The following is a 22,458-nucleotide window of genomic DNA, read 5'->3' as shown; positions in this document are numbered from 1 at the left end:
AGCGATCCGCGCCGAAGGGCGGTAGAATCGCTGCCACTTTCAGTTATCCACAGTGGCCGACCTTTGCTTATCGAGTCTCGTCGCCGCGCCTATCTGACCGCCATGCAGGTGGTCAACTGGCTGCCGCGTACCGAATTGCCCTTTGCCGCCCCGTCGCGGCCTGAGCTGTTGGAAGCGCCTGAGCCGGTGGAGATCGCGCCGGCACCAGTGGCGCCTGCGGCCAAGACCGTTGCCGAACCAGTGGCGCCTGTCGCCGAGCGGCCGAAAATCGAAGTCCCGCGTCCGAGCCTGGCCTCGACCCGTACGAACGCCAAACCGGTAGAAGAGATCGACGAAGCGCCTGCCCCGGTCAAGGTCGCCCACGTGCCGCCGCCGCGCTTCGCCCTGCAATTGCTGCGCGCCGGGCGTTGCCTGTTGCTGGTGGAATTACCCACAGGCGATCCGTTCCAAAGCCGCGATCCCGCTTACCTGCTGCTCAAGGACATGCTCCGCGCAGCAGGCCTGCCGGACAGCCCGCAGATCATCGGTGAACCGGTGCGCTGGCCGCTGTTGTCACGGGGCACGATGGATCAGGGGCCAGAGGCGGCGCGGGATTTCGTCCAAGGCTTCGTTTCGGCGCGGCTCGAAGACGAGCCCTGCGTGTGCCTGTGGCTGATCGGCTTGCCGGCGGTGAAGTTTGCCGGCGAGGCGGATGCCGAGGCGTTCAATCGCGAACTGCAGGTCGAAGGCCTGGGCTCGGCCTGGGCGTTGCCCGGGCTGGAATTGTTAATGGAAACGCCACAGCACAAGGCTGACGTCTGGCAAGCCATGCGCCGGCTGATGGCGCGCTGGAAAGAATCGAATGAGTGACGCTGTATCGTTCCGCCCGATGACCGAGGCGGACCTCGACGCTGTGCTGAAGATTGAATACGCGGCTTATAGCCATCCTTGGACCCGTGGAATATTTCTCGACGGTCTTGGCAAATACCAGATCTGGTTGATGTTCGAGGGCGAGCAGCAGGTAGGTCATGGCGTGGTGCAGATCATCCTCGACGAAGCGCACCTGCTCAACATCACCGTGAAACCGGAAAACCAGGGGCGTGGCCTGGGCTTGCGGCTGTTGGAACATCTCATGTCGATTGCCTACAAGGCCGAGGCCCGGGAATGCTTCCTGGAAGTGCGCGACAGCAACCGCACCGCGTTCCGGCTGTATGAGCGCTATGGCTTCAATGAAGTGGGCCGGCGCCGGGATTACTACCCGGCGGTGGGTGGGCGCGAGGATGCGGTGGTCATGGCGTGTACGTTGGTGGATTGAATTGCCACGACCCCATGTGGAAGCGAGCTTGCTCGCGATGGCTGCGGCATATCTAACATCGATGCGAACTGAGCCACCGCTTTCGCGAGCAGGCTCGCTCCCACAAGGGCTTCGCGGCGAACACCAAATCTGAAATCAAACCCAAAACCCATGTGGGAGCGAGCCTGCTCGCGAAGGCGGCGGAACATTCGGCATTGATGCAAGCTGACTCATCGCTTTCGCGAGCAAGCTCGCTCCCACAGGGTCAGCGCTTGCCATCGAGCGGATCGATATCGGCCATTTCCGCTTCGTCCAGCCCATCACCTCCGCCAATATCGTTTTCATGCACGACGCTCAAGTCCCAGTCGGCCTGTTCGTCATCCCCCGCCTCATGGGCGTCCCGGGCACCGTCTTCGCGAATCAGGGTTTCGGGGCTCATGTCATCGTCGGTCGGCTGGCGGTCATCCATCGAGGCACCTGTCATGCCCGCTTCACGCACACGTTCGTCCGGCATCAGTTGCTCGCGTTCGTTCTCAGGCAATTCATCGCCAATCCTGGCGTCGTATTCATCGTCATCGAATTCCAACTCGTGCATCGAGCCCATGCGGTCTTCATTGTCATCGATGGGTTCCGGTTGCGTCGCATCAAAGGGACGTCGTGAATCATTCATGGCAATTCCTCATACTGTGGGCCTTACTAAGAGTCGACCGGCTGCGCGGCCAGGAATTCCAACGCGTCGCCGACGTGACCTCGACCGGCGGTCGTCTGTCACAGTTGCGCACTCTCTATCGAGGCTGGACAGCATGAATGAATTACAAGATCTGATTGATAACAACGCGCGCTGGGCCGATGCGATCAAGCAGGAGGATCCTGACTTCTTCGCCAAGCTGGCTCGTCAGCAAACCCCCGAATACCTGTGGATCGGCTGTTCCGATGCGCGGGTCCCGGCCAACGAAATCGTCGGCATGTTGCCGGGTGATCTGTTCGTGCACCGTAACGTTGCCAACGTGGTACTGCACACGGACCTGAACTGCCTGTCGGTGATCCAGTACGCGGTGGATGTGCTCAAGGTCAAGCACATCCTGGTGACGGGCCACTACGGCTGCGGCGGCGTACGTGCCTCGATGCAGGACCGTCAGTTGGGCCTGATCGACGGTTGGCTGCGCTCGATTCGCGACCTGTACTACGAACATCGCGATGCGTTGGCCAAGCTGCCAACCGAAGAAGAACGCGTGGACCGCTTGTGCGAACTCAACGTCATCCAGCAGGTGGCGAACGTCGGCCATACCAGCATCGTGCAGAACGCCTGGCATCGGGGGCAAAGCCTGTCGATCCACGGTTGCATCTACGGCATCAAGGATGGACGCTGGAAAAGCCTGGATACGACGATCAGCGGTTTCGAGCAACTGCCACCGCAGTATCGCTTGCGCCCGGTAGACGCACCCTGAACAAGGTGTTTCAGTTGCGGTGACAATGACGGCGCCAATGCCGAAGGAACTCCATGCCTTGCTCATTCGGCGATTCGTCATACCCGGTGATCCAGCCGTGGCAGTTGGACGAACCACACCGGCAGGCGAATTGCCGATACAGCTTCTGTTCGGTGCTGGCGTAGTCCATCGTCAGGCGATCGCCTTCGCGGATGTCGATCAGGGACCATAACCACAGTTCGCTCATGTCGAGGAAGACATTCGGGTTGCATGAATGCAACAGCAGCCCGGCGAAGTGTGGGTCATACATATGGACGTTCGGCAGGATCTGCAGGGTGTGCAGGCGTCGGTGACTGACCAGCAGTCCTGACACCCTGCATATCCGCGTCATGGAGGCGAATTGCTTGCGTGCGACGATCCCGTTGCCGCGCCCATCGTTCGTCTGGTGCACTTCAAAATCGTGCACTGAAGGGTAGCCCTGGTGGCTGCTGAGCTGGGTTTCCAAGTAAATGCAGTCATGATTCCCTGGGCCCTTGGAATCTTTAAACGTTGTCATGACGGTCCTTGTCGGTGCCTTGCACTCGACAGTTCAGCGCAGGCGTCCTGCCAGCGGTCGTTGAGAACCCCGATAGGTTCCTCCAAACCGTGGGTGGTTTCTACTGTCGACTCTGACAGGTGCTGTAAGCACCTTCCCGTGTGAGCGCAGGCTTGCACGGGAAGGCTTGTCAGCGAGTTATACGGCTTCGGCGGGCAATGGCATCGGCACTTTCAGCTGCTGCAGTTCCGACTTGACGGGCGGTGTCTCACATTTTTTCTCTGCGTCCGCCTCGCTCAGTTTACGAACCGAGGTGTAGAACAACTCGCAGGTCTTTTCCTTTTGCGTCACCTGCCAGGTCTGCGTGCACTGGTTCAGCAGGGTGCTCGGGTCGGTGCCAGGCTTGCTGCCCATGCCGGCCTGCCAGCAGGCGGCGCTCAGGTCCTGGCCCATGACTTTCAAGCCTGCAGCATCTGCCTTGGCTTCGTCGCCGTCGTAGCTGGCCGGGTCCGCGGCATACCAGATATAGCTGGGATGGTTGGAGCCGAGGACGGGGACCTTGGCGCCCGGTGCGGGCTCGATGGTCGCCAGGCCGAGCACAGCCACGGTCTGGCCGTATTGGGTCTTGATCCAGTCCCGGACCGGCGCGCCGAAGGCCACCATTGGCAACGACGCTCCTTTGGAACTTCGGGTGACTTGCTTGACCATGGTGGTCTGGTAATCGTTGAAATAACTGTAGAGCCCGGCCAGCGTACTGCCGGCATTGGACGGCGCCGCGATGGGCGCGATGTCGATGATGGTCTGGTAAGCCGGTGTGTTCGGGGCGGCGATGCCGTTGGCGGTCAGCAACGTGGCCCAACGATCCGTGGTGGCCGATTCCAGGTAGTCCTGGGCCTGGGTCAGGGAATAATCCGGCGGGAAGTGCAGCAGTTCGACACTCTTGCGGTTGTCCAGGGCCATGCCCAACGGCAGGAACAGGTACCAGTTGTAGGCCCATTTTTTATCATTGTTGAGTTTCGTGGCGCCGTTGTATGCCAAATCTCCGGCATTGAGCAGGGCCTTCAGCGGTTGGCCATAGCTCTTCGGCACGCCGCTGATGTTGGCGTAGACGGTGCCGTTGTCGCTTTTGACGCTGACCTTGGCCGCTTCGTAGCCGTCACGCTGGACGCTTTGCGTCAGGTAATGCTCGACGGTCTGCTCCAGTGTCCAGTTGCGAAAGCAAATGACGTTGCAATTGTTCGGGTAAGCGAAGAGACGGGTGACGCGCTCGGTGCTGCCAAGGTTGACGTCGATGTTGGCGGCTTGGGCGGTGGCGCTCAAGGCCAGGGCGGCAAGAGGAAGTGCGGCGAGTTTGGACATGCTCAGATCCTTTTCAGCGTGGGCCCCTCGAAACAGGGTGTATCCATACTGAAACAGACGGAGCCGAAGAAGAAGTGGGCCGATGGAAAAATCGGCCCTTTTTTATGGCTTTATGGCATCACTGGCGGCAGATAACTCAACGTCGTCCCCAATGCCCACAGCAGCGCCAGCACCAACGGCGTATGCACCAGCAACTGCACGAAGGAAAAGCCGATCAAGTCCCGGGCTTTCAACCCGAGCACACCCAACAACGGAAGCATGTAGAACGGGTTGATCAGATTCGGCAGCGCTTCGGCGGCGTTATAGATCTGCACCGCCCAGCCCAGGTGGTAGTTGAGGTCGTTGGCCACCTGCATCACATAGGGCGCCTCGATGATCCACTTACCGCCGCCGGAGGGAATGAAAAAGCCCAGCACCGCCGAATAGACCCCCATCAACAAGGCGTAGGTATCATGCGAAGCGATCTGTACGAAAAAGGTCGAGATATGGTGGGCCAGCGTCTGGGCATCGCTGCCCTTGACCGTTGTCAGCAGCGCGGCGATCGAGCCGTACAGCGGAAACTGGATCAACACGCCCGTGGTGGTGGGCACCGCACGGGCGACGGCGTCGAGAAAGCTGCGTGGCCGCCAGTGAAGCAAGGCCCCGAACATGATGAACAAGAAGTTGTAGGTGTTGAGCCCGGAAATGGCACTGATCGCTGGCTTGGTCGAAAACTCATGGAACAGCCAGCCGGCCGCCAGCAGCACTAGCGCGATGGTCAGCATTGGGCTGTGCTCCAGCCATTCCCCGGGACGGGTACGGGGCTGCAGAGCCGGCATGCTGAAACTGGGGTCGATCCCGCAAGCGGCGGCATCACGGGCACTGTTGGGACCGGGAGCGGTGGCGTAGGCGATGATCACCGAGATCACGATCAAGGCCAGCAGCATCACGCCCGACTGCCAGAGAAAAATAGTCTGGGTAAACGGAATGACGCCGGTAATCGACAGGATCGACGGTGGCAGGCTGGCCGGGTTGGCCTGCAATTGAGCGGCCGAGGAAGACAACCCCAACGCCCACACCGCCCCCAGGCCCAGGTAGGCGGCAGCGCCGGCGGCACGATAATCCATCTTCAAGTCGGTGCGACGGGCGAGGGCCCGAACCAGCAAACCGCCGAACACCAGCGACAAGCCCCAGTTGAGCAGCGACGCGATCATGGAAATCAGCGCGACCCAGGCTACGGCACTGCGGCCGTTCTTCGGAATGCGCGCCAGGCGGTCAATCAATTTGACGGCCGGTGGCGAGCTGGCGACCACGTAACCGCCGATCACCACGAAAGCCATCTGCATGGTGAACGGGATCAAGCTCCAGAACCCGTCGCCAAAGGCCATGGCTGCCGCGGTGGGCGTGGCGCCGATGAGCTGTGTCGCCAGCGCGACCACCAGCACCGCCAGCGCGGCGAAGACCCAGGAGTCAGGGAACCAGCGCTCGGCAAAACTGGAACAGCGCAGCGCGAAGCGGGCGGAACGGCTGTCTTCAATGTCGGTGGTCACGGCAATTACCTCGATTTTTTATGGTTATGGGTATCTGGAGCGACGAAGCATCGGCGGTCAGGCGCAAACAATAGAACAATCCAATGACCGTGGGAGACGGAGCGGCGTTCGAGCACGACCTGATTATTTTTCAGACTGACCGGCGGCACTCTTTAGAAAAAATTCGCCGGGCCGATGGCAATGGAATAGCAGAATTTCTCCTGCCTGCCGGAGCTTGCCATGTTCAACAATCGCCTGAAGCAGGAGCTGCTTGCTCTTCGCCAAGAACTTTCAAGTCTCATGCAAGTGAAAGAGAGCCTGGATCGTGAAATGCTCGGCCTGACCCTGGATGCGGAAGGACGGGTGCAGTCGGTCAATCAGAACTTTCTCGACGACATGCATTACAAGAGCCAAGACTTGATCGGGCGATCCATTGAAGACTTGGTACCGGCTTACCTGAGGACCAATGAGTTCCAGGTTCGCTTCAAGACCGCGCTGACCCGTGGCGAGCATTTCTCCGGTGCCGTGCGCCTGACGCGAGGCGATGGCAAAGAGGCCTGGTTGCGTTCGATCCTTCAACCGGTGCGCAATGCTGATGGGCGAGTCCGTTTTTTCTCGATGTACTCCAACGACCTGACGCGCACCATCGAGAATTCCCGCGAGCATGAAAACCTGATTGGCGCCTTGGTGCGTTCGACGGCGGTGATCGAATTTGACCTCGGCGGACACGTGTTGACGGCCAACGACCGCTTCCTCAATGCGATGGGTTACAGCCTGGCGCAGATCAAGGGCAAGCACCACCGTACGTTTTGCGAGCCCGAGGAATACAACAGTCCTGCCTACCAGCACTTCTGGAAGCGCCTGAACAGCGGAGAGTTCGTTGCCGGGCGCTTCAAGCGTATCGACAGCAACGGTCGCGAAGTGTGGCTGGAAGCTTCCTACAACCCGGTGGTCGATGCCAACGATCGGCTCTACAAAGTCGTCAAGTTCGCCACCAATATCACTGATCAGGTCAATCAGGAAAAAGCCGTCGCCGAGGCCGCCAACATTGCCTACAGCACTTCCCTGCAGACCGACAACAGCGCCCAGCGCGGCACCACCGTCGTCACCCAGGCGGTGGATGTGATGCGCGACCTGGCCCAGCACATGCAGACCGCCGGCCAAGGGATCGAAGCGTTGAACGAGCAATCCCTGGTGATCGGTACCATCGTCAAGACCATCAGCGGCATCGCCGAGCAGACCAACTTGCTGGCGCTCAACGCCGCCATCGAGGCCGCCCGGGCCGGTGAACAGGGTCGGGGATTCGCGGTAGTGGCCGATGAAGTGCGGCAACTGGCTTCGCGTACCAGCCAGGCCACCGATGAAATCGTTGGCGTGGTTCGCCAGAACCAGGACATGGCGCGCAATGCCGTGGCGCTGATGACCGACGGCCAGCACCAGGCGGAACAGGGCCTGGCCCTGGCGGCCGAGGCGGGGAGCGTGATCGTCGAGATTCAGGACGGCGCGAAGAAGGTAGTGGATGCGGTGAGCCAGTTTGCCAACCAGCTATCAACTTGAGAGAACTGCCGGGCGAGCCGCCATCGTGCGCAAGCTCCACCTGATGGACGTAATACTGTTCATTTAGAGGCGTCTAAACATCTGTGGCGAGGGAGCTTGCTCCCGCTCGGCTGCGAAGCGGCTATGGACCGGCGAGTGCGGTGTATCTGGAGCTCCGATTCGGCAGTTTTTGGGCCGCTTCGCGACCCAGCGGGAGCAAGCTCCCTCGCCACGGGTTCATCAGTTTCCAACTGATGGCGAGCGCTCAATCCCCCAACGCTTCGCCTTCGCGCCGCGGATCCGCGCCGCCAGCGAGTGACGCTTTCCCCTGCCCATCACGCACCCGGACGATCGCCTGGGTGCCGCTGGTCATGTCGATCTCGCTCACCGCGTGGCCTTTGTCTTTCAGCGCCTGGATCAGCGCCGGGCTGAACTGTCCTTGTTCCAGCTCGGTCGGGCCGTTGCGGCTGCCGAAGTTGGGCAGGTTGATGGCGGCTTGCGGGTCCAGGCTCCAATCCAGCAGCCCGATCACCGACTTGGCCACGTACTCGATGATCTGCGAGCCACCCGGAGAGCCGACCGCCGCCAGCAATTCGCCGCTCTGGCGATCGAACACCAGCGTCGGCGCCATGGACGAGCGTGGGCGTTTGCCGGGTTCGACGCGGTTGGCGACTTTCTGTCCGTTTTCTTCGGGAATGAATGAGAAGTCGGTCATCTGGTTGTTGAGCATGAAACCCTGGACCATCAAGTGCGAGCCGAACGCCGACTCCACCGTTGTGGTCATCGATACGGCGCCGCCCTGGTCATCCACCGCCACCACTTGCGAGGTGGAAATGCGCAGCGGCGAACGGTCCGGCGCGTAGGCGACCTGGATGCCCGGTGGCGTCCCGGGCTTGGCAACGCCCATGCTGCGCGGGCCGATCAGGTTGGCGCGGCTGGCCAGGTAGCCCGGATCGACCAGCCCTTTGACCGGTACCGGAACAAAATCCGAGTCGGCGACATACAGGGCGCGGTCGGCGTAGGCCAGGCGTTCAGCTTCAGCAATCAGGTGCACCGCTTCGGGTGCGGGCTCGATGCCGGCGGGTTTGTCGGACGTGTGCGGCTTCAACGGAGCGAGGGCCCAGCGGGCGTCACGGTGTTCGAGGTTTTCCAACGTCCCGAGGATTTGTGCGACGGCGATTCCACCCGACGACGGTGGCGCCATGCCGCAGACTTGCCAGCGTTTGTAATCGGTGCACAACGGTGCACGTTCCCGGGCGGCATAGCCCTTTAGATCCTTCAGTGAAAGGCTACCGGGATTGGCGTGACCCTGGACCTTGGCGACCATCTCTTCGGCGACCGGCCCTTCATACAAGGCGTTCGGCCCTTCGGTGGCGATTCGTTTGAGGACGCGAGCCAGTGCCGGATTTTTCAACAATGTACCGGCCGCCTTAGGGCTGCCATCGGCGTTCAGGAAATAGGCGGCCATGTCGGGGGAGTCTGGCAAGGACGCATCGGCCGCGATCATCGAATGCAGCCGCGGAGAAATCTTGAAACCCTGGTCCGCCAGTGCAATTGCCGGCTCGAATAATGTCGCCCATGGGAGGCGGCCGTGTTTGCGATGGGCCAGCTCCAGCGCACGTAACACGCCCGGCGTGCCCACCGAGCGTCCGCCGATTTGTGCGGCGGTAAACGGCATGGGTTTGCCATCGGCCTGAAGGAACAGCTTTTCGCTGGCGCCGGCCGGGGCGGTTTCGCGCCCGTCATAGGTACGCACTGCCTTGCCGTCCCACAGCACAATGAACGCACCGCCGCCAATGCCGGAAGACTGCGGTTCCACCAGGGTCAGCACCGCCTGCATCGCAATCGCCGCGTCGATGGCCGAGCCGCCGCGCCGCAACATTTCTCGCCCAGCCTCGGCAGCCAGCGGGTTCGCCGCGGCGGCCATGTGTTTGTCCGCGTGGCGAGTCTGCAGATCGGTGCGGTAGCCGGAAGCGATCTCCGGTGCGCTGGGCAAGGGAGGCGTGGAGGAGAGCGGAGTCTTACAGGCGGCGAGTGTCAGGGCGACAGCCAACAGCGAAACGGCTGACAGGCGATTGAGATTCGGTTTGAGGTCTGAAAGCACGTGTCGCTCCATCCGTGGGCCAGGGGTATTGAGGCCGACTGTAGCGATACGAGGCGCGGGGTGCAAATCAGCGGGGGAGGCGGTTCGGCTTCGTCCTACAGAAAACGTCAGGCATTCTGCGCCTGGAGAAAAATCGAAAACAGCTCGGATTGGGACTTGATCCCCAGTTTGCTGTACATGTGCTTTTTATGGACTTTCACGGTTTCGGCAGAGATTTCCAGCTTGCGGGCGATTTCCTTGCTGGAGCAACCGCTGAGCATCAAGCGCCCGACATCCAGTTCCCGTGCGGTCAACTGTGTGCCTTTGAGCTGTTGCACTGACGCTTCCAACTGCACGCGCCAGTCGACCTGCGGTGGTGCTGGCGCCAGCGCCACCACTTCGTTGATTTCGTAAGGCAGGCGCTGGCGCAACAGGCCGAGCACCCACGGCTGGATCAGCGACAGCAAGGCAAGCTGCTGGCCACTGAACCGCTGCTTGCTGCCCAACGACAGGCACAGCGTGCGATCGCCTTCGAGCTGACAATTGAACTGGACTTCATCGGAAACCACATTCAGACGAAAGTAACGCTGGTAATACTCGGTCAACTCGAAATGTTCCGGTGCCACTTCCGACAGGCGATACAGCCCAGTGCGCGACTGCTCGCGACAAGCGATGTAGAACGGATCGAGCAGGTACAACCCCCGCAGGTAATCCTGGAACAACTGATCGGGGCTGCCATCCGCGCCCGGGCATTCGGCAAAAACCTGCGGACGTTGATCGGCGCTGAAAAGCAGTGCCACCCAACTGTCGAAGGGTACGTACTGATCCAGCAAGCGGACGAGCTGCGTCCAGAAGTTGGGCTTGTCCAAGGCGTCGATCAGTTGCCCGACCGAGCGATGCCACGCGATGTCATCTAATGAAAGTGTCATGCCTCTACCCCTATCGGGTTACCCCAGCGGCGTGATTTCCCGGCCCTGGGCTTGCTGCGCATACTGGCGCACAGAAACCGACCGGGCAATCTTTCTGCCGGCCAGGCCAACAACAAGGAATACCCATGAAAGTCGAACTCGCCCAGTTGGCGGGCCGTGATAACGACACGGCTTACAACCTCGAACGCGCTCTTGAGGCGATTTCCGCCTGCGCTGCCGACACGCAAATGATCGTGTTTCCCGAAACTCACCTGATGGGCTTTCCGTCGGTTGAGACATTGGCCGCAACCGCCGAACCGCTGGACGGGCCGACCGTCAGCGCGGTGCTTGCCGCGGCCCGGGAACATGACATTGCCGTGGTGATCGGCGTGGCCGAAAACGATCGCGGCCGTTTCTACAACACCACACTGTTGATTACACCAGAGGGCATCGCCCTGAAATATCGCAAGACTCATCTCTGGGCGTCGGATCGCGGTGTGTTCGAAGCCGGTGACCGTTACGCCACGTGTGAGTGGAACGGTGTGCGGGTCGGCCTGTTGATCTGCTACGACATCGAGTTCCCGGAAAGCGCCCGCGCCCTGGCGCAATTGGGCGCCGAGTTGTTGATCGTCACCAACGGCAACATGGACCCCTATGGCCCGACTCATCGCACCGCGATCATGGCGCGCGCGCAGGAAAACCAGGCGTTTGCGCTGATGGTCAATCGGGTGGAAGAGGGGGATGGCGGGTTGGTGTTTGCAGGCGGCAGTGCCTTGGTCGACCCGCTGGGCACGTTGTTGTTCGAGGCCGGGCGGGAAGAAGGGCAGTTTGCGGTGGAATTGAACCTGAACCAGCTGACGGCGGCGCGGCGTGATTATCGGTACCTGGATGATCAGCGGCTGAAGATGCCGGGGGAGATTGTCGAGCATGCCTGTGGATTGCGGGAGCTGCTGATTCCTTCGCGTTGATCCTGATCCTGTATTGCCAGGGCTAACGCCTTCGCGGGCAAGCCCGCTCCCACACTGGTTGTAAGAACGCCCGAGATCCGAAGCGGGCCTGCCCGCGAAGAGGCCCTGACAAGCAACCCATTCCTGTTGCTCAAGAACCAGAACAACAACGTAACACCCGAAAATCTTGCGCCGAACTCGGCTCTGCCATAAATCTAATAATTCGGAGTAGTCGCTCATGGCTCGTTTGCAACGCACCCTTTCACTGGGGTCGGTGGTGCTGTTCGGCATCGCTTATATGACACCGATCATTGTCCTCGGCACCTTCGGCATCCTCGCTCAATCCACCTCCGGCATGGTTCCCGCCGCTTACCTCGCTGCACTTGTGGCCATGTTCTTCACCGCCATGAGCTACGGCCGAATGGCCGCGGCGTTCCCCGTCGCCGGTTCGGCCTATAGCTATGTGCGCAAGGCGATCAGCCCGAAACTGGGTTTCATCGCCGGTTGGGCGGTATTGCTCGATTACCTGTTCCTGCCCATGGCGATCTGGCTGATCGGCGCGGCCTACCTGCACTCCGCTTTCCCGGCCTTGCCACAGTGGCTCTGGGTGCTGGTGTTCATCGGCGTTACGAGCGCAATCAACATTGTCGGTCTGATATTGGCCAACGGCATCAACGCACTGCTGATGCTGGTGCAGTTCCTGGTCCTAGTCGCCTTCGTTGCGCTGTGCGTCCATTACGTCGCAGGGGATGCCAGCACACCGTTGTGGTCGGTCAAGCCGTTCTTCAACGGCGATATGCAGATGCCGCTGATCATGAGCGGTGCAGCCATCGCCTGTTATTCCTTCCTCGGGTTCGACGCGGTCAGCACCTTGACCGAAGAAACCCGCGACCCTCGCCGTACCATCCCGCGAGCGATCATGTTGATTACGCTGATCGGCGGATTGATCTTCGTCAGCGTGTCGTACTTCGTGCAGATCGCGCATCCGTCGTTCCAGTTCGACAGCGTCGACGCGGCCGCTTATGAAATTGCCCGCAATATCGGTGGTGACCTGTTCGTGTCGATCTTCCTGATCGGCCTGATCGTTGGCCAGTTCGCATCGGGGCTGTCAGCCCAGGCTAGCGGCTCGCGCCTGTTGTTCGCCATGGGCCGTGATGGCGTGCTGCCTAAATCGTTCTTCGGCACCTTGCACGAACGCTTTGGTACGCCGGTCAACAGCGTTCTTTTATGTGCGGTGGTCGCTTTGCTGGCGCTGAAACTGGATGTCACCACCTCAACCTCGTTCATCAACTTCGGCGCGTTCCTGGCGTTCAGTCTGGTGAACCTGTCGGTGATCTTTCATTACTGGATCGGCGCACAGAAGAAGGGGCTGCGTGAACTCGTGTTGTTCCTGCTGTTTCCGTTTATCGGCCTGGCGGCGGATGTATGGCTGATGGTCAGCCTCGATCACTCAGCGATCTACCTTGGCTTGAGCTGGCTGGCGATTGGTGTGGTGTACCTGGCGGTGCTGACGGGTGGTTTTCAGCGCCAGCCACCGGAGATGGATTTCCAGGAAGCCGCGTAATTCCTTGCACCCCGTGGGATGAGCTGAATCTTGCGGGGGCATTTACGGAAACCCAGAAACAAGAAAGCCCGCACTAGGCGGGCTTCTTGTTGTTCAAAGACATTCAAGAACATCTTTGAACAGGACTTGGTGGCTACACAGGGACTTGAACCCCGGACCCCAGCATTATGAATGCTATGCTCTAACCAACTGAGCTATGTAGCCAAGTGGCGCGCATTATTCGCTGGTAACGGAGATGTGTCAAGCGCAAACCTAAAATATTTCTTTGCACTTTCAACTGCTTATCCGCCCTCGCTGCAAATGCTCGTCAGCTGAGTTGAAATCTCCCGGTGTTCGCGCTCAAGGCCTGGCTACCCTGGCTCAAGGTGTCCGCCGCCAGATTCACTGCGCGGGCGCCTTCCAGCAGGCGCATGGCCGCTTGATCGACCTGCTGGATATTGCCGCTGACTTCGTCGGCGGTGCTGGCCTGTTCGTCCACCGCAGTGGCAATTTGGGCCAGCGTGTCGGTCACGCTCTGTACCGCGCTGGCAATTTCGCCCAGCCGTTCGCCAAGACCGGTGACCGCTTGAGCGTCGGTCTGGGCCTGGCCGCAGGCCGCTTCCATCAGGCTGACAGCTTCGTTGACCGTCGCGCGCAGGCTGTCGACGGTGCCGGCGATCTGCTGCGTGGAGGACTGGGTGCGTTGCGACAGGCTGCGTACTTCGTCAGCCACGACAGCGAAGCCCCGACCCTGTTCACCGGCGCGGGCGGCCTCGATAGCCGCGTTGAGTGCCAGCAGGTTGGTCTGCTCGGCCACGCCGCGAATGGTGTCGACCACCAGTTGAATCTGCTGGCCTTGTTCGCTGACTCGGCCCAATGCGGCGGCGGTTTCGTTGAGCCGCTGGTTGAGCTGCTGGATGCTCGCTGTGGTGCGCTGGCTGTCGCGGCTGCTGTCGGCGGCGATACGGCGGGTCTGTTGCGCGCTGTCAGAAGCTTGTTCGCAGCTTTTCGCGACGCCTTGAGAGGTCGCGGCCAGTTGGGTCGCGGCGGCGGCAATCTGGCTGATCTGCATCTGCTGGGCCTCGACTTCACCCAGGGCTCCGCTGGAGTGGGTGTTGAGGGTGCGCACGGCGTCGCTCAGTTGCAGTGTCTCGTGATCCACGCCTAACAGGCTGTTGCGCAACTGGACCACGGCGACATTGAGGGCGGTGCTGATCGCCGCCAGTTCGTCCCGGCCCTGCACCGGCACTTGCAGGCTCAGGTTGCCATCGCGCAAGGCTTCGGCCAGCAAGGTGATGCCACTGGCGCTGCGGCGGATGGACGCTTGCAGGCAAACGAAGAGATACAGCGCGGCCAGCAGCAGACAGCCGAGCACGATGGCTACGAGTGTGAACTGGCGGATGGCCGAGCCATGATATTGGTCCAGCCGGTTATCCAGCGCCACCAATGATTGCTGCCGCAAGGTCGCCAGGTCGACGAGGAGGGCGTCCATCTGTTTCTCGAAGCCTTCCGGCTTGAGGTTGATGGAGCCGCCGAACACCCCGTCATCCAAGACCTTCAAACCGCCGTCGAGATTTTTCAGGCTGCCTTGAAATTGGTCGGCCCAGCTTTGCAATTCGCTCGGCAGCCGGGTTTCCAGAAGTGCACCGGTCTTGACCAGCTGGTCCCGTGCGTCGCCAATGCGGCTGCGCAGGTCACGCAGTTGCAGGCGGCTCTGCAGGGTGAATTGGCCTGACACCACCGAGGCTTGACCAACGCTGGCCAGGCGCCCTACGCGTTCGATCAGGTCAGGTGTCTGCTGAGTCGAGATTTGCGTCAGCAGGTAGGTTTCCAGCCAGGACGCGAGCGTCAGGCGATTGTCCATGACGATCTGTTCGCGCAGGGCTTGCAACGCGCCAAGGGCGGCGGTGAAACGATCGTAGCCGTCCGGCCACCAACCCACGCTGCCCAGGCTTTTGGAATCAAGGCCGTTGAGGCTGGTTTGCAAGGCCTGGTAGCGGGCGAGGGTGTCGGCTTCGGCGCCTTCGGTTTGCAAGGTTGTGCCCAGGTCGGTGGCGGCCTGGTTGAGCGCCGGCTGCACCGCATCGAACGCCGCCATGGCGGCCAGCGTCGCGGGGGTGGGTTGCCGATTGGTTTCGGTGGCGCGCCAACGGGCCGCGCGATTGCGCTGGGCGGTCAGTAGGTTGTCCAGGTTATCCAGCGCCAGCAATTGACGCACCCCGGCGCGCTCCCCGGAAATCAGGTTGAGCTTGTCGCGGTAATCCTGGCCGATGAGCCACAAGCTGCCCATGAGCGGCAGGATGAATAACAGGAACAACAGTTGGAATTTACGGGCGAAACCAAAATGCCCCAGCAACCGAATCCCCGGTGATAGAAAAGCCTGCATGCCCATACTCCCCTGAACACCCTTGCACCGAATTTGTGCGTTTTTACACAGGTGCTGAAACGGGTGTTCTCTCAAAAGGCCTCGAAAGCTTGTCCAGGCCGGCTCTGTAGGCCTGCTCTGTAGCGAAACTTCCCATTCTCGATCCCCTTTGTAAGGGGATCACGTCTTAGAGCATTAGCAAGGCAAGATTCAGACCATGGCGTTGCGCTATCACCTTGTTTTTTATAGGTCGATAGCAAGCTAAGGGGATAGCCTTGCCATAGTGAAAAATGGCACATTGATGCGCCTGCCTCGTGCACCCACCCGCCGTATGGAAACTCCCATGGCTATCAGCAATACCCAGGCCGACATGACGTCGGCAGCCGCGACGCCCCAAAACAGTCCACTGGTCATGCGCATCATTGGTGCGGTGGCGCTGGCGCATCTGATCAACGACCTGATCCAGGCGGTCTTGCCGTCGATCTACCCAATGCTCAAGGACAGTTACGGCCTGACGTTCACCCAGGTTGGCCTGATCACGTTGACCTTTCAGCTCACCGCTTCGCTGCTGCAACCCTGGGTGGGTTATCACACCGATCGGCATCCCAAGCCCTGGCTCCTGCCGGCGGGAACGGTGTGCACATTGGTCGGCATCGTGATGATGTCGATGGTCGGCAGCTTTGCCTTGATCCTGCTGGCCGCCGCGTTGATCGGCATCGGCTCGTCGACCTTCCACCCCGAAGCGTCGCGGGTGGCTCGACTGGCATCGGGTGGCCGCTATGGCTTGGCCCAATCGACTTTCCAGGTCGGCGGTAACGCCGGCTCTGCCTTCGGCCCGCTGTTGGCGGCGGCGATCATCATTCCTTACGGGCAAGGCAACGTGGCCTGGTTCGGCCTGTTCGCACTGTTTGCCTTGTTTGTGCTGTACCGCATCAGCCGCTGGTACGCCAATCACCTGAACCTGTTCAAGCTCAAGCAAGGCCAGGCGGCGACCCACGGGTTATCCAAGGGACGTGTCCTCAGTGCGCTCGTGGTGCTGGGGCTGTTGGTCTTTTCCAAGTACTTCTACATGGCCAGTTTCACCAGTTACTTCACGTTCTACCTGATCGAGAAGTTCGACCTTTCGGTGGCCTCTTCGCAGTTACACCTGTTCCTGTTCCTTGGCGCGGTGGCGGCGGGAACGTTCTTCGGCGGCCCGATCGGCGACAGAATCGGGCGCAAGGCCGTGATCTGGTTCTCGATCCTCGGCGTAGCGCCATTCACCCTGGTCCTGCCGCACGTCGACCTGCTGTGGACCAGCATTCTCAGCGTGATCATCGGCTTCATCCTGGCCTCGGCGTTCTCCGCGATCGTGGTGTATGCCCAGGAACTGGTGCCGGGCAACGTCGGGATGATCGCTGGCGTATTCTTCGGTCTGATGTTCGGCTTCGGCGGGATTGGCGCGGCGCTGTTGGGGCATCTGGCAGACATTCGTGGCATTGAATACGTGTACTGGCTGTGCTCGTTCCTGCCGTTGTTTGGGGTGTTGGCGATCTTTTTGCCCAGGACAAAAAAGGCCTGAGCAGCCTCCAGCCAGACGGCTCGGTGTTCTTGGGAAACACCGAGCTCTTGGCGGCTCGAGTCATGAATAACCGGTACTAAAGTCTCGATCTACATGAGCCTTAAGTTGGCTCTTGTACAAATACCGCTCGTGCTAATTTGCCTGCGTGGCAAATGGTTGGAATGGACTCTGCGGCAAATATCCAGGGGTCGCTTTACGGTGACTGGATAGCGGATTCACATTCTTTCCGCGAAGGCCTTCGTTTCCGGAGGTCTTCGGCTCCTGACGTTGAATGTCCTTTATCGTCCCTCGGACGCATAGAGTGAATCTGCGCGCCATCTCCCCACGTTTCAACCAATAACCAGCTGTATCGCCATGCCCGGCCATCCACTTCGGTGCATGACGTAAGCAGCGTCAGTCGTATTCGCCGAGTCGTGCACGCGGTGGCTGCCGGCGTTCTTCATGGCGGCGCGAAAAATAGAATCGGGTGGGGAATGATATGAAGTTCACGTCGTTGCAGGCACGCATTTGTGTCACGGCGGGCGCATGCCTGTTTGTTTCGTCTGTCAGCCTGGTTGTCTACGGGCTCTTTACTGCCCGGTCGAATGAGCAATATGTCGCGAGCGAGGTCAGTGCGCTGGTTGAAAAATCAACCATCCGGGAAATCCAGAACCTGGCCGAATCCCGTGCCAACGCCATCCAGGCCAAGCTGCAGAATGCATTGGATGCAGCACGCACAATGGCCAATACTTTTGCCGCCAGCAAGGCTTCGCAAAGCCCCCTGGCATTGGGCCGTGAACAGATCAACAGCGTGCTGCTCAATGTGCTCAAGGACAACCCTGACTTCAACGGCACCTATTCCTGCTGGGAGCCGAATGCGCTGGACGGGCAGGACCTCGGGTTCCGCAACGCACAAGACGGCAATAACCCCGTGACCGGACGTTTTACGCCTTACTGGACGCGCAGCGCCGATGGTCATGTCGCGGTGCAACCGTTGGTCGAGTATGACTCGGCCGACCGCCATGCCAATGGTGTGCTCAAGGGCGGGTGGTACAGCGGCCCGCGCGACACCCTGAAGGAAAGCGTGTTGGACCCCATTCCTTACGTGGTGCAGGGGAAAAATGTCTGGCTGACCACCTTGTCGGTGCCCATCGTCTCCGAAGGGAAATTCTACGGGGTGGTTGGCGCTGACTTCGACATCGCCTTCATCCAGAAACTCAGCGAGCAGATGTCTGCCGACCTCTATGGCGGCAAAGGCACGGTGTCGATCTTGAGCAACCAGGGGCTGGTGGTCGCGGACAGCCAGCGTACCGACTTGATCGGCCAGCCGATCAAGGCCCTCTTGCCCGATTCCTGGGAAAAGGTGCTGGGCGATATCCAGGGCGGACGAGGGGATGGCCTGCTGAATGCGCAAACCCAGAATATCGAAGTGCTGATGCCGATTGTGCTCGGCCGTACCGGCAAACCCTGGGCGGTGTTGATTCGCCTGCCCAAGGCCGTGGTCATGAGCCAGGCCATCGCCTTGGAGCAGGAGCTGCAGGCGCGCAGCCTCGACAACAGTATCTGGCAGGTGTCGGTAGGGTTGGTCATTTCATTGTTGGCCCTGGCCGCCCTGTGGTATGCCGCCGCCAAGATCGTCGGGCCGATTCGCGAGGCGGCTGCCTTGGCCGCGACCATCAGCCTCGGGGATTTTTCGCGGCGACTGGTGCAGCAGTCCGAAGATGAAGTCGGGCAGTTGTCGGCCGCCCTGAACGATATGTCCGAGAGCCTGCAACGGCAGGTGAGGGTGGCGGAGCGCATTTCCGAAGGTGATCTGGATCTGCAGGTCCGGCTGTCTTCGCCCCAGGACACCTTGGGCAAGTCGCTGGAGAAAATGGTCAGCAACCTGAACCAGCTGATTTCCGAAGTTCAGGCCAGCGCCACCCAGATCACCGGCAGCTCGACGCAGGTGACCGACCTGAGCCAGTCACTGTCCGAGGGCGCCTCGAATTCCGCCTCGTCCATCACCGAGATCAGTGCGGTAATGACGCAAATGGCCGCCCAGACCCGGGACAACGCCGCCAATGCCAAGAAAGCCGATGAGCAATCCCAGGCTTCACGCGCCGATGCGGGGGAGAGCGATAAGCTGATGAGTGAGTTGATCGCCGCCATGGCCGAAATCGATAACTCGGGCAAGGACATCACGGCCATCATCACCACCATCGATAACATTGCCGCGCAAACCAACCTCCTCGCGCTCAATGCGGCGATCGAGGCTGCGCGGGCGGGTGAACTCGGCCGTGGTTTCGCGGTGGTGGCGGACGAAGTGCGCAGCCTGGCCGCCCGCAGCGCCGAGGCGGCCCAGCAGACAGCTGCGCTGATCGCCGATTCCTCGAGCAAGACCCAGCGCGGCATGATCATCGCCGGCCGTACCGCCGAATCGCTGAAGAATATCGTCAGCGGGACCAGCGAAGTCTCCAGCCTGGTTTCGCTGATCTACCAGGCCTCCAGCGAGCAGGCTTCAGGCTTGCAACAGGCGAGCATCGGGCTCGAACAGATCGACGAGGTGACCCAGAAGAACCAGTCGAACTCCCATGAATGTGCCATCGCCGCCAAGGATCTCTCCGAGCGAGCCTCGTTGATGCAGCGTGTGCTTGGGCGGTTCAAGGTGAAAGTTTCAAGGTAAAAAAAGGTCAGCGGGGAGGCTTTTTGCTATCCTGCGGGCCCTTCTTCACGGACGAATACCGAGACCTGCCATGGCTAACGACACGCCGTCACGCATCGGACAGACACTGCTGGGATTGCTTTTCGCGCTGATTGGCATTGGTTTGTTGGGCGCCGCCTTCAACCTGGCGCTCGATCGGCGCGAATTTCTTGCTCGCGCCGAAATGGCTGATGGCATTGTCAGCCATTTGAACGCCGGTGGTTCGCATCCCGAGATCGCCTTCACCACCGCCAGCGGCGAAAAGATTTCCTACCCTCAGGGCGGCTTTATCTTCGGTTATCAGAAAGACCAGCCGGTGCAGGTGCACTATTTGCCCGAGCAGCCGGCCGGCAGCGCCATCGTCGATGATCGGGGTGCCCTGTGGGGAACCTCGGCATTATTGGGCTGCATCGGTCTGGTTTTCACCCTGGTCGGACTCTTGAAAGCCACCCGTCAGCGCGGTCGCGGCGCGGCTCATCCACTTAAAGGACTTTGAACGCATGAGCTACAACATCCCTATTCCGGTCAATGAAAGCCGTTGGCAATACCAGACCGCCAGCGGTGGTGGTCTCACCGTGGTCATGGTGGCGGGCAGTGGCGGCTCGATCATCCTGCGTTCGCCCCAAGGCGAAGACGTCAGCTACCGCTATGGCGGTGTCGGCGTGGGTGTCGGGTTTGGCGCGCGGCTGCCGCGTTTCGGCAAGATCAATATCCAGATCAAAGGCAAGGGTGTGAGTGGAGCGGGTGCCGCAGAGGCATTCCCTAGCACCGGCAAGGTATTTGTCAGCGATGCGCTGGTTGATCGCGACCTGACCAGCGACGACATCACCGGCCCTTGCATGTACACCGAAGTGGGCGTGGGCCTGGTAGTCGGCGGTTCGGCCACGGCGTTGCTGTTCGGACTCGATCCCAAGCTGTTGGCGCTGTCGGTGGCCTTGAGCTCCAATCCGGCGACATCGCTCATCGCTTCGACCACTGTCAACCGGCAACTGGCACGTTCGGCCAAGGGCGCGGTAGTTATGGCAGGTGTGAACGCCGGTCTACAGGCCGGTGGCGGTGCGGCGATCTACATGGGGTATCTGTTCTAGTTGCGACTGGGCGAACCCCGGACCAGCAGGGTGCACGTAACGTCGGAATAGATTCTGTGCGTCTGGATAGAGAACGGATACCTGACGCTCGAACCCAAGCCGTGCATGCAGATTGTTGTGCACGGCAGGCTGGTCCTGCGGGGCTTGGCGGGGGCAAGCGCCCTCGCCACCCTATGTATGCCTACCCCTTTGCCGCCTCGCGTCCCTCCAGAAATATCCGCCCCGGCAACTTGAACCCCCGCAACTTCAGCAGCGTCATCGGCCCGGCATCCAGTTCGGTGCGCAGGTGCCAGGTCAGGCCCAGGCCATCGGGGGCCTTGAGCTCCATGCGGTAGCGGCTGTCGCCATCGTCCAGTGGCGTGAACCTGGCCTGTTCCAGCAAGCGGATCAGCCCCCAGGTGCCGGCGTAGTCGGCGAACAACCGCTCGCCGGTGTGAACGCTGGTCCACGTCAGGCTGACCCCGGGATAGTCGCTGCGCCCCGGCCAACCGAACCGTTGCCAGCGTTCCTTCTGGTTGAAGTACTCGTGTTTTTCACCGTTGAGGATGAAGGTGGTCTGCACCACATCGCGCACGCCTTTGCCGCTCAGCTCGAAACTCAAGCCCAGGCCCCCGTCGGTGTAGAGCACATCGGCCAGGTCGCCGAGTTGGTTGATCGCCGCGAGGAACTGCGGATTGACCCGCAAGCCACGGCCATGACGCGGATCGGCCACCCAGCGGTTGCCTTCCTTGCGCAGCACGCCGCTCAATTGGCTGTGCAGGAAGCGTTCGATGCGCCCCGTGTCGGCGCGGATCATCTGCCCCAGCATTGGTAGCGAAGCATCGCTGGCCGTCGCGGCGAACGGATAGCGCCCGGTAAAGGCCGCGTTCCAGTGCTCGACGATCGAACGCTGCCACTGGCTGTTGAGGCCCGCCGCCGACGGTTGCAGCACCCGCTGCCAGGCCTGTTCCAGCGGCTGGACGAACAGCGTTTCGCCAACCCCGGCCCATTGCGCGCCGAGGCTGGCGGCCATCAATCGGCCGTAGGACTGGGTGTCGGTCAGGTCGATGCCGCGGCCCTGGAACACCGTCTGCGCCAGGGCCTGGGTCATTTCCATGGGGTCGCTGGCGGTGCTGATCTGTTGCAGCTTCAGGCGCACGCGGGTTACTTGGGTGAGGTAGGCCTGCAGGCTCAGATGGTCGCTGGCGTTTCGGCCTTCGGTGCCCTTGCCCAGTAGCGTCAACAACGGTCCGAAGGTGGCGTCCAGCGGTCCACCGGGCAGATCCACGAATTGATCGATCACCGACGCCTGGTTCGGCCCGATCAGCTTGTGCGCGGATTTCATCAGCGAGTCGCCCAAGGCCGGCGCGCGGCTGCCGGCCTGGCCTTGGTAAGCCAGGGTATTGATCAACGCGATCAGCGGCGACTGACGCACGTCGCTCATCAGCGTCAGTTGCTCGATCACCCCGTCCAGGTTTTTCGGTTGGCGGGCGCGCAGGCTGTTGAGAAACCCAAGCCAGGCGCTGGCGTAGTCCTGGAAATAGCGTTCGGTCAGGCGCGTCTTCAGCTCGTCCGGCGTCAACCGGGGATCGACCTCGCCGGGTTTGTCGCTGAGCACCCAATCGATTTCCTCACGCCGCGCCTGGGCGATGTCGTCGATGGCCTGGCGCACCTGGCCCTCCCA

18 protein-coding genes, 1 tRNA gene and 1 pseudogene are annotated in these 22,458 nt (G+C 60.9%); 11 read left to right on the top strand and 9 right to left on the bottom strand.

The genetic code is table 11. From position 1 onward, the window contains the following. Nucleotides 1–63 precede the first annotated feature (63 nt). Nucleotides 64–849, top strand: coding sequence for an energy transducer TonB (locus tag FHK92_RS20950; protein ID WP_181289762.1), 786 nt, complete (start codon nucleotides 64–66; stop codon nucleotides 847–849). Then, nucleotides 842–1,294 carry a ribosomal protein S18-alanine N-acetyltransferase gene (gene rimI / locus FHK92_RS20945; protein WP_039594544.1) on the top strand — a complete coding sequence of 151 codons (453 nt, stop codon included), beginning with the start codon at nucleotides 842–844 and terminating at the stop codon, nucleotides 1,292–1,294. The genes FHK92_RS20950 and rimI overlap by 8 nt, the downstream gene beginning before the upstream one ends. Before the next feature lie 244 nt (nucleotides 1,295–1,538). Here the strand turns inward: rimI and FHK92_RS20940 are convergent, their stop codons facing one another. Then, the gene (locus FHK92_RS20940; protein WP_181289761.1) at nucleotides 1,539–1,943 is read right to left on the bottom strand and encodes a serine kinase/phosphatase; all 405 of its coding nucleotides are present in this window, start codon (nucleotides 1,941–1,943) and stop codon (nucleotides 1,539–1,541) included. Nucleotides 1,944–2,076: 133 nt separating this feature from the next. Here FHK92_RS20940 and can point away from each other — a divergent pair, with 133 nt between their 5' ends. Beyond that, nucleotides 2,077–2,721, top strand: a complete 645-nt coding sequence (gene can / locus FHK92_RS20935) for a carbonate dehydratase (protein ID WP_181289760.1) — start codon at nucleotides 2,077–2,079, stop codon at nucleotides 2,719–2,721. Nucleotides 2,722–2,731: 10 nt separating this feature from the next. Here can and FHK92_RS20930 read toward each other — a convergent pair whose 3' ends face one another. The 3 genes from FHK92_RS20930 to FHK92_RS20920 all read right to left on the bottom strand — a co-directional run bounded on the left by FHK92_RS20930 (nucleotide 2,732) and on the right by FHK92_RS20920 (nucleotide 6,123). Next, nucleotides 2,732–3,256 (bottom strand): lysine methyltransferase, encoded by a 525-nt coding sequence (locus tag FHK92_RS20930; protein ID WP_181289759.1) that lies wholly within the window; start codon nucleotides 3,254–3,256, stop codon nucleotides 2,732–2,734. Nucleotides 3,257–3,433: 177 nt separating this feature from the next. Beyond that, a complete protein-coding gene (locus FHK92_RS20925; RefSeq protein ID WP_181289758.1) occupies nucleotides 3,434–4,594 on the bottom strand; it encodes a hypothetical protein in 1,161 nt (386 codons plus the stop codon). A 110-nt stretch (nucleotides 4,595–4,704) separates the two neighbouring features. Then, a complete protein-coding gene (locus FHK92_RS20920) occupies nucleotides 4,705–6,123 on the bottom strand; it encodes a short-chain fatty acid transporter (RefSeq protein WP_181289757.1) in 1,419 nt (472 codons plus the stop codon). A gap of 219 nt (nucleotides 6,124–6,342) precedes the next feature. Here FHK92_RS20920 and FHK92_RS28170 point away from each other — a divergent pair. Next, a pseudogene (locus FHK92_RS28170) lies at nucleotides 6,343–7,119 on the top strand (PAS domain-containing protein); the annotation flags it as partial. A 108-nt stretch (nucleotides 7,120–7,227) separates the two neighbouring features. Beyond that, nucleotides 7,228–7,659, top strand: coding sequence for a methyl-accepting chemotaxis protein (locus tag FHK92_RS28165; protein WP_375154620.1), 432 nt, complete (start codon nucleotides 7,228–7,230; stop codon nucleotides 7,657–7,659). A 244-nt stretch (nucleotides 7,660–7,903) separates the two neighbouring features. Here FHK92_RS28165 and ggt read toward each other — a convergent pair whose 3' ends face one another. Together ggt and FHK92_RS20905 are read right to left on the bottom strand one after the other, a co-directional pair. Further along, entirely contained in the window at nucleotides 7,904–9,754 is a 1,851-nt protein-coding gene (gene ggt / locus FHK92_RS20910; protein ID WP_181289755.1) for a gamma-glutamyltransferase, read from the bottom strand. Between the two features lie 95 nt (nucleotides 9,755–9,849). After that, on the bottom strand, nucleotides 9,850–10,650 hold the full coding sequence (locus FHK92_RS20905) for a helix-turn-helix transcriptional regulator (RefSeq protein WP_181289754.1): 801 nt from the start codon (nucleotides 10,648–10,650) through the stop codon (nucleotides 9,850–9,852). Nucleotides 10,651–10,775: 125 nt separating this feature from the next. Between FHK92_RS20905 and FHK92_RS20900 the strand changes: the two genes are divergently transcribed. Both FHK92_RS20900 and FHK92_RS20895 read left to right on the top strand, forming a co-directional pair. Next, the gene (locus FHK92_RS20900; protein ID WP_181289753.1) at nucleotides 10,776–11,597 is read left to right on the top strand and encodes a carbon-nitrogen hydrolase family protein; all 822 of its coding nucleotides are present in this window, start codon (nucleotides 10,776–10,778) and stop codon (nucleotides 11,595–11,597) included. A gap of 217 nt (nucleotides 11,598–11,814) precedes the next feature. Continuing rightward, complete coding sequence (locus tag FHK92_RS20895) at nucleotides 11,815–13,140, top strand: APC family permease (protein WP_181289752.1); 1,326 nt, start codon at nucleotides 11,815–11,817, stop codon at nucleotides 13,138–13,140. A gap of 127 nt (nucleotides 13,141–13,267) precedes the next feature. Here FHK92_RS20895 and FHK92_RS20890 read toward each other — a convergent pair. Both FHK92_RS20890 and FHK92_RS20885 read right to left on the bottom strand, forming a co-directional pair. Then, nucleotides 13,268–13,344: transfer RNA gene (locus tag FHK92_RS20890), tRNA-Met, on the bottom strand. 103 nt (nucleotides 13,345–13,447) lie between these two features. Further along, on the bottom strand, nucleotides 13,448–15,505 hold the full coding sequence (locus tag FHK92_RS20885) for a methyl-accepting chemotaxis protein (RefSeq protein WP_181289751.1): 2,058 nt from the start codon (nucleotides 15,503–15,505) through the stop codon (nucleotides 13,448–13,450). A gap of 322 nt (nucleotides 15,506–15,827) precedes the next feature. On the opposite strand from FHK92_RS20885, the gene FHK92_RS20880 reads away from it, so the two are divergent. The 4 genes from FHK92_RS20880 to FHK92_RS20865 all read left to right on the top strand — a co-directional run bounded on the left by FHK92_RS20880 (nucleotide 15,828) and on the right by FHK92_RS20865 (nucleotide 20,795). Next, nucleotides 15,828–17,045 (top strand): MFS transporter, encoded by a 1,218-nt coding sequence (locus FHK92_RS20880; protein ID WP_181289750.1) that lies wholly within the window; start codon nucleotides 15,828–15,830, stop codon nucleotides 17,043–17,045. 478 nt (nucleotides 17,046–17,523) lie between these two features. Further along, nucleotides 17,524–19,689 (top strand): methyl-accepting chemotaxis protein, encoded by a 2,166-nt coding sequence (locus FHK92_RS20875; RefSeq protein ID WP_181289749.1) that lies wholly within the window; start codon nucleotides 17,524–17,526, stop codon nucleotides 19,687–19,689. Nucleotides 19,690–19,759: 70 nt separating this feature from the next. Next, nucleotides 19,760–20,203: a DUF3592 domain-containing protein gene (locus tag FHK92_RS20870; protein WP_181289748.1), complete on the top strand. Its 444-nt coding sequence runs from the start codon at nucleotides 19,760–19,762 to the stop codon at nucleotides 20,201–20,203. 4 nt (nucleotides 20,204–20,207) lie between these two features. Continuing rightward, nucleotides 20,208–20,795: a hypothetical protein gene (locus tag FHK92_RS20865; protein WP_181289747.1), complete on the top strand. Its 588-nt coding sequence runs from the start codon at nucleotides 20,208–20,210 to the stop codon at nucleotides 20,793–20,795. 181 nt (nucleotides 20,796–20,976) lie between these two features. Here FHK92_RS20865 and FHK92_RS20860 read toward each other — a convergent pair. After that, a partial coding sequence (locus FHK92_RS20860; RefSeq protein WP_309109615.1) for an ImcF-related family protein occupies nucleotides 20,977–22,458 on the bottom strand: 1,482 nt, incomplete at its 5' end.

This window comes from Pseudomonas brassicacearum subsp. neoaurantiaca, from assembly GCF_013608025.1.
GTDB lineage: Bacteria > Pseudomonadota > Gammaproteobacteria > Pseudomonadales > Pseudomonadaceae > Aquipseudomonas.
The sequence above is the reverse complement of the archived record's forward strand: the minus strand, read 5'-3'. Positions and strand labels throughout refer to the sequence as shown.

Excerpts from the sequence above, each read along its gene's own strand:
- FHK92_RS28165 (WP_375154620.1), top strand. The coding sequence starts at position 7,228 with ATGCGCGACCTGGCCCAGCACATGCAGACCGCCGGCCAAGGGATCGAA.
- FHK92_RS20880 (WP_181289750.1), top strand. The coding sequence starts at position 15,828 with ATGGCTATCAGCAATACCCAGGCCGACATGACGTCGGCAGCCGCGACG.
- FHK92_RS20925 (WP_181289758.1), bottom strand. The coding sequence starts at position 4,594 with ATGTCCAAACTCGCCGCACTTCCTCTTGCCGCCCTGGCCTTGAGCGCC.
- FHK92_RS20875 (WP_181289749.1), top strand. The coding sequence starts at position 17,524 with ATGAAGTTCACGTCGTTGCAGGCACGCATTTGTGTCACGGCGGGCGCA.
- FHK92_RS20870 (WP_181289748.1), top strand. The coding sequence starts at position 19,760 with ATGGCTAACGACACGCCGTCACGCATCGGACAGACACTGCTGGGATTG.
- FHK92_RS20930 (WP_181289759.1), bottom strand. The coding sequence starts at position 3,256 with ATGACAACGTTTAAAGATTCCAAGGGCCCAGGGAATCATGACTGCATT.
- FHK92_RS20940 (WP_181289761.1), bottom strand. The coding sequence starts at position 1,943 with ATGAATGATTCACGACGTCCCTTTGATGCGACGCAACCGGAACCCATC.
- rimI (WP_039594544.1), top strand. The coding sequence starts at position 842 with ATGAGTGACGCTGTATCGTTCCGCCCGATGACCGAGGCGGACCTCGAC.
- FHK92_RS20865 (WP_181289747.1), top strand. The coding sequence starts at position 20,208 with ATGAGCTACAACATCCCTATTCCGGTCAATGAAAGCCGTTGGCAATAC.
- can (WP_181289760.1), top strand. The coding sequence starts at position 2,077 with ATGAATGAATTACAAGATCTGATTGATAACAACGCGCGCTGGGCCGAT.
- FHK92_RS20900 (WP_181289753.1), top strand. The coding sequence starts at position 10,776 with ATGAAAGTCGAACTCGCCCAGTTGGCGGGCCGTGATAACGACACGGCT.
- ggt (WP_181289755.1), bottom strand. The coding sequence starts at position 9,754 with ATGGAGCGACACGTGCTTTCAGACCTCAAACCGAATCTCAATCGCCTG.
- FHK92_RS20885 (WP_181289751.1), bottom strand. The coding sequence starts at position 15,505 with ATGCAGGCTTTTCTATCACCGGGGATTCGGTTGCTGGGGCATTTTGGT.
- FHK92_RS20905 (WP_181289754.1), bottom strand. The coding sequence starts at position 10,650 with ATGACACTTTCATTAGATGACATCGCGTGGCATCGCTCGGTCGGGCAA.
- FHK92_RS20895 (WP_181289752.1), top strand. The coding sequence starts at position 11,815 with ATGGCTCGTTTGCAACGCACCCTTTCACTGGGGTCGGTGGTGCTGTTC.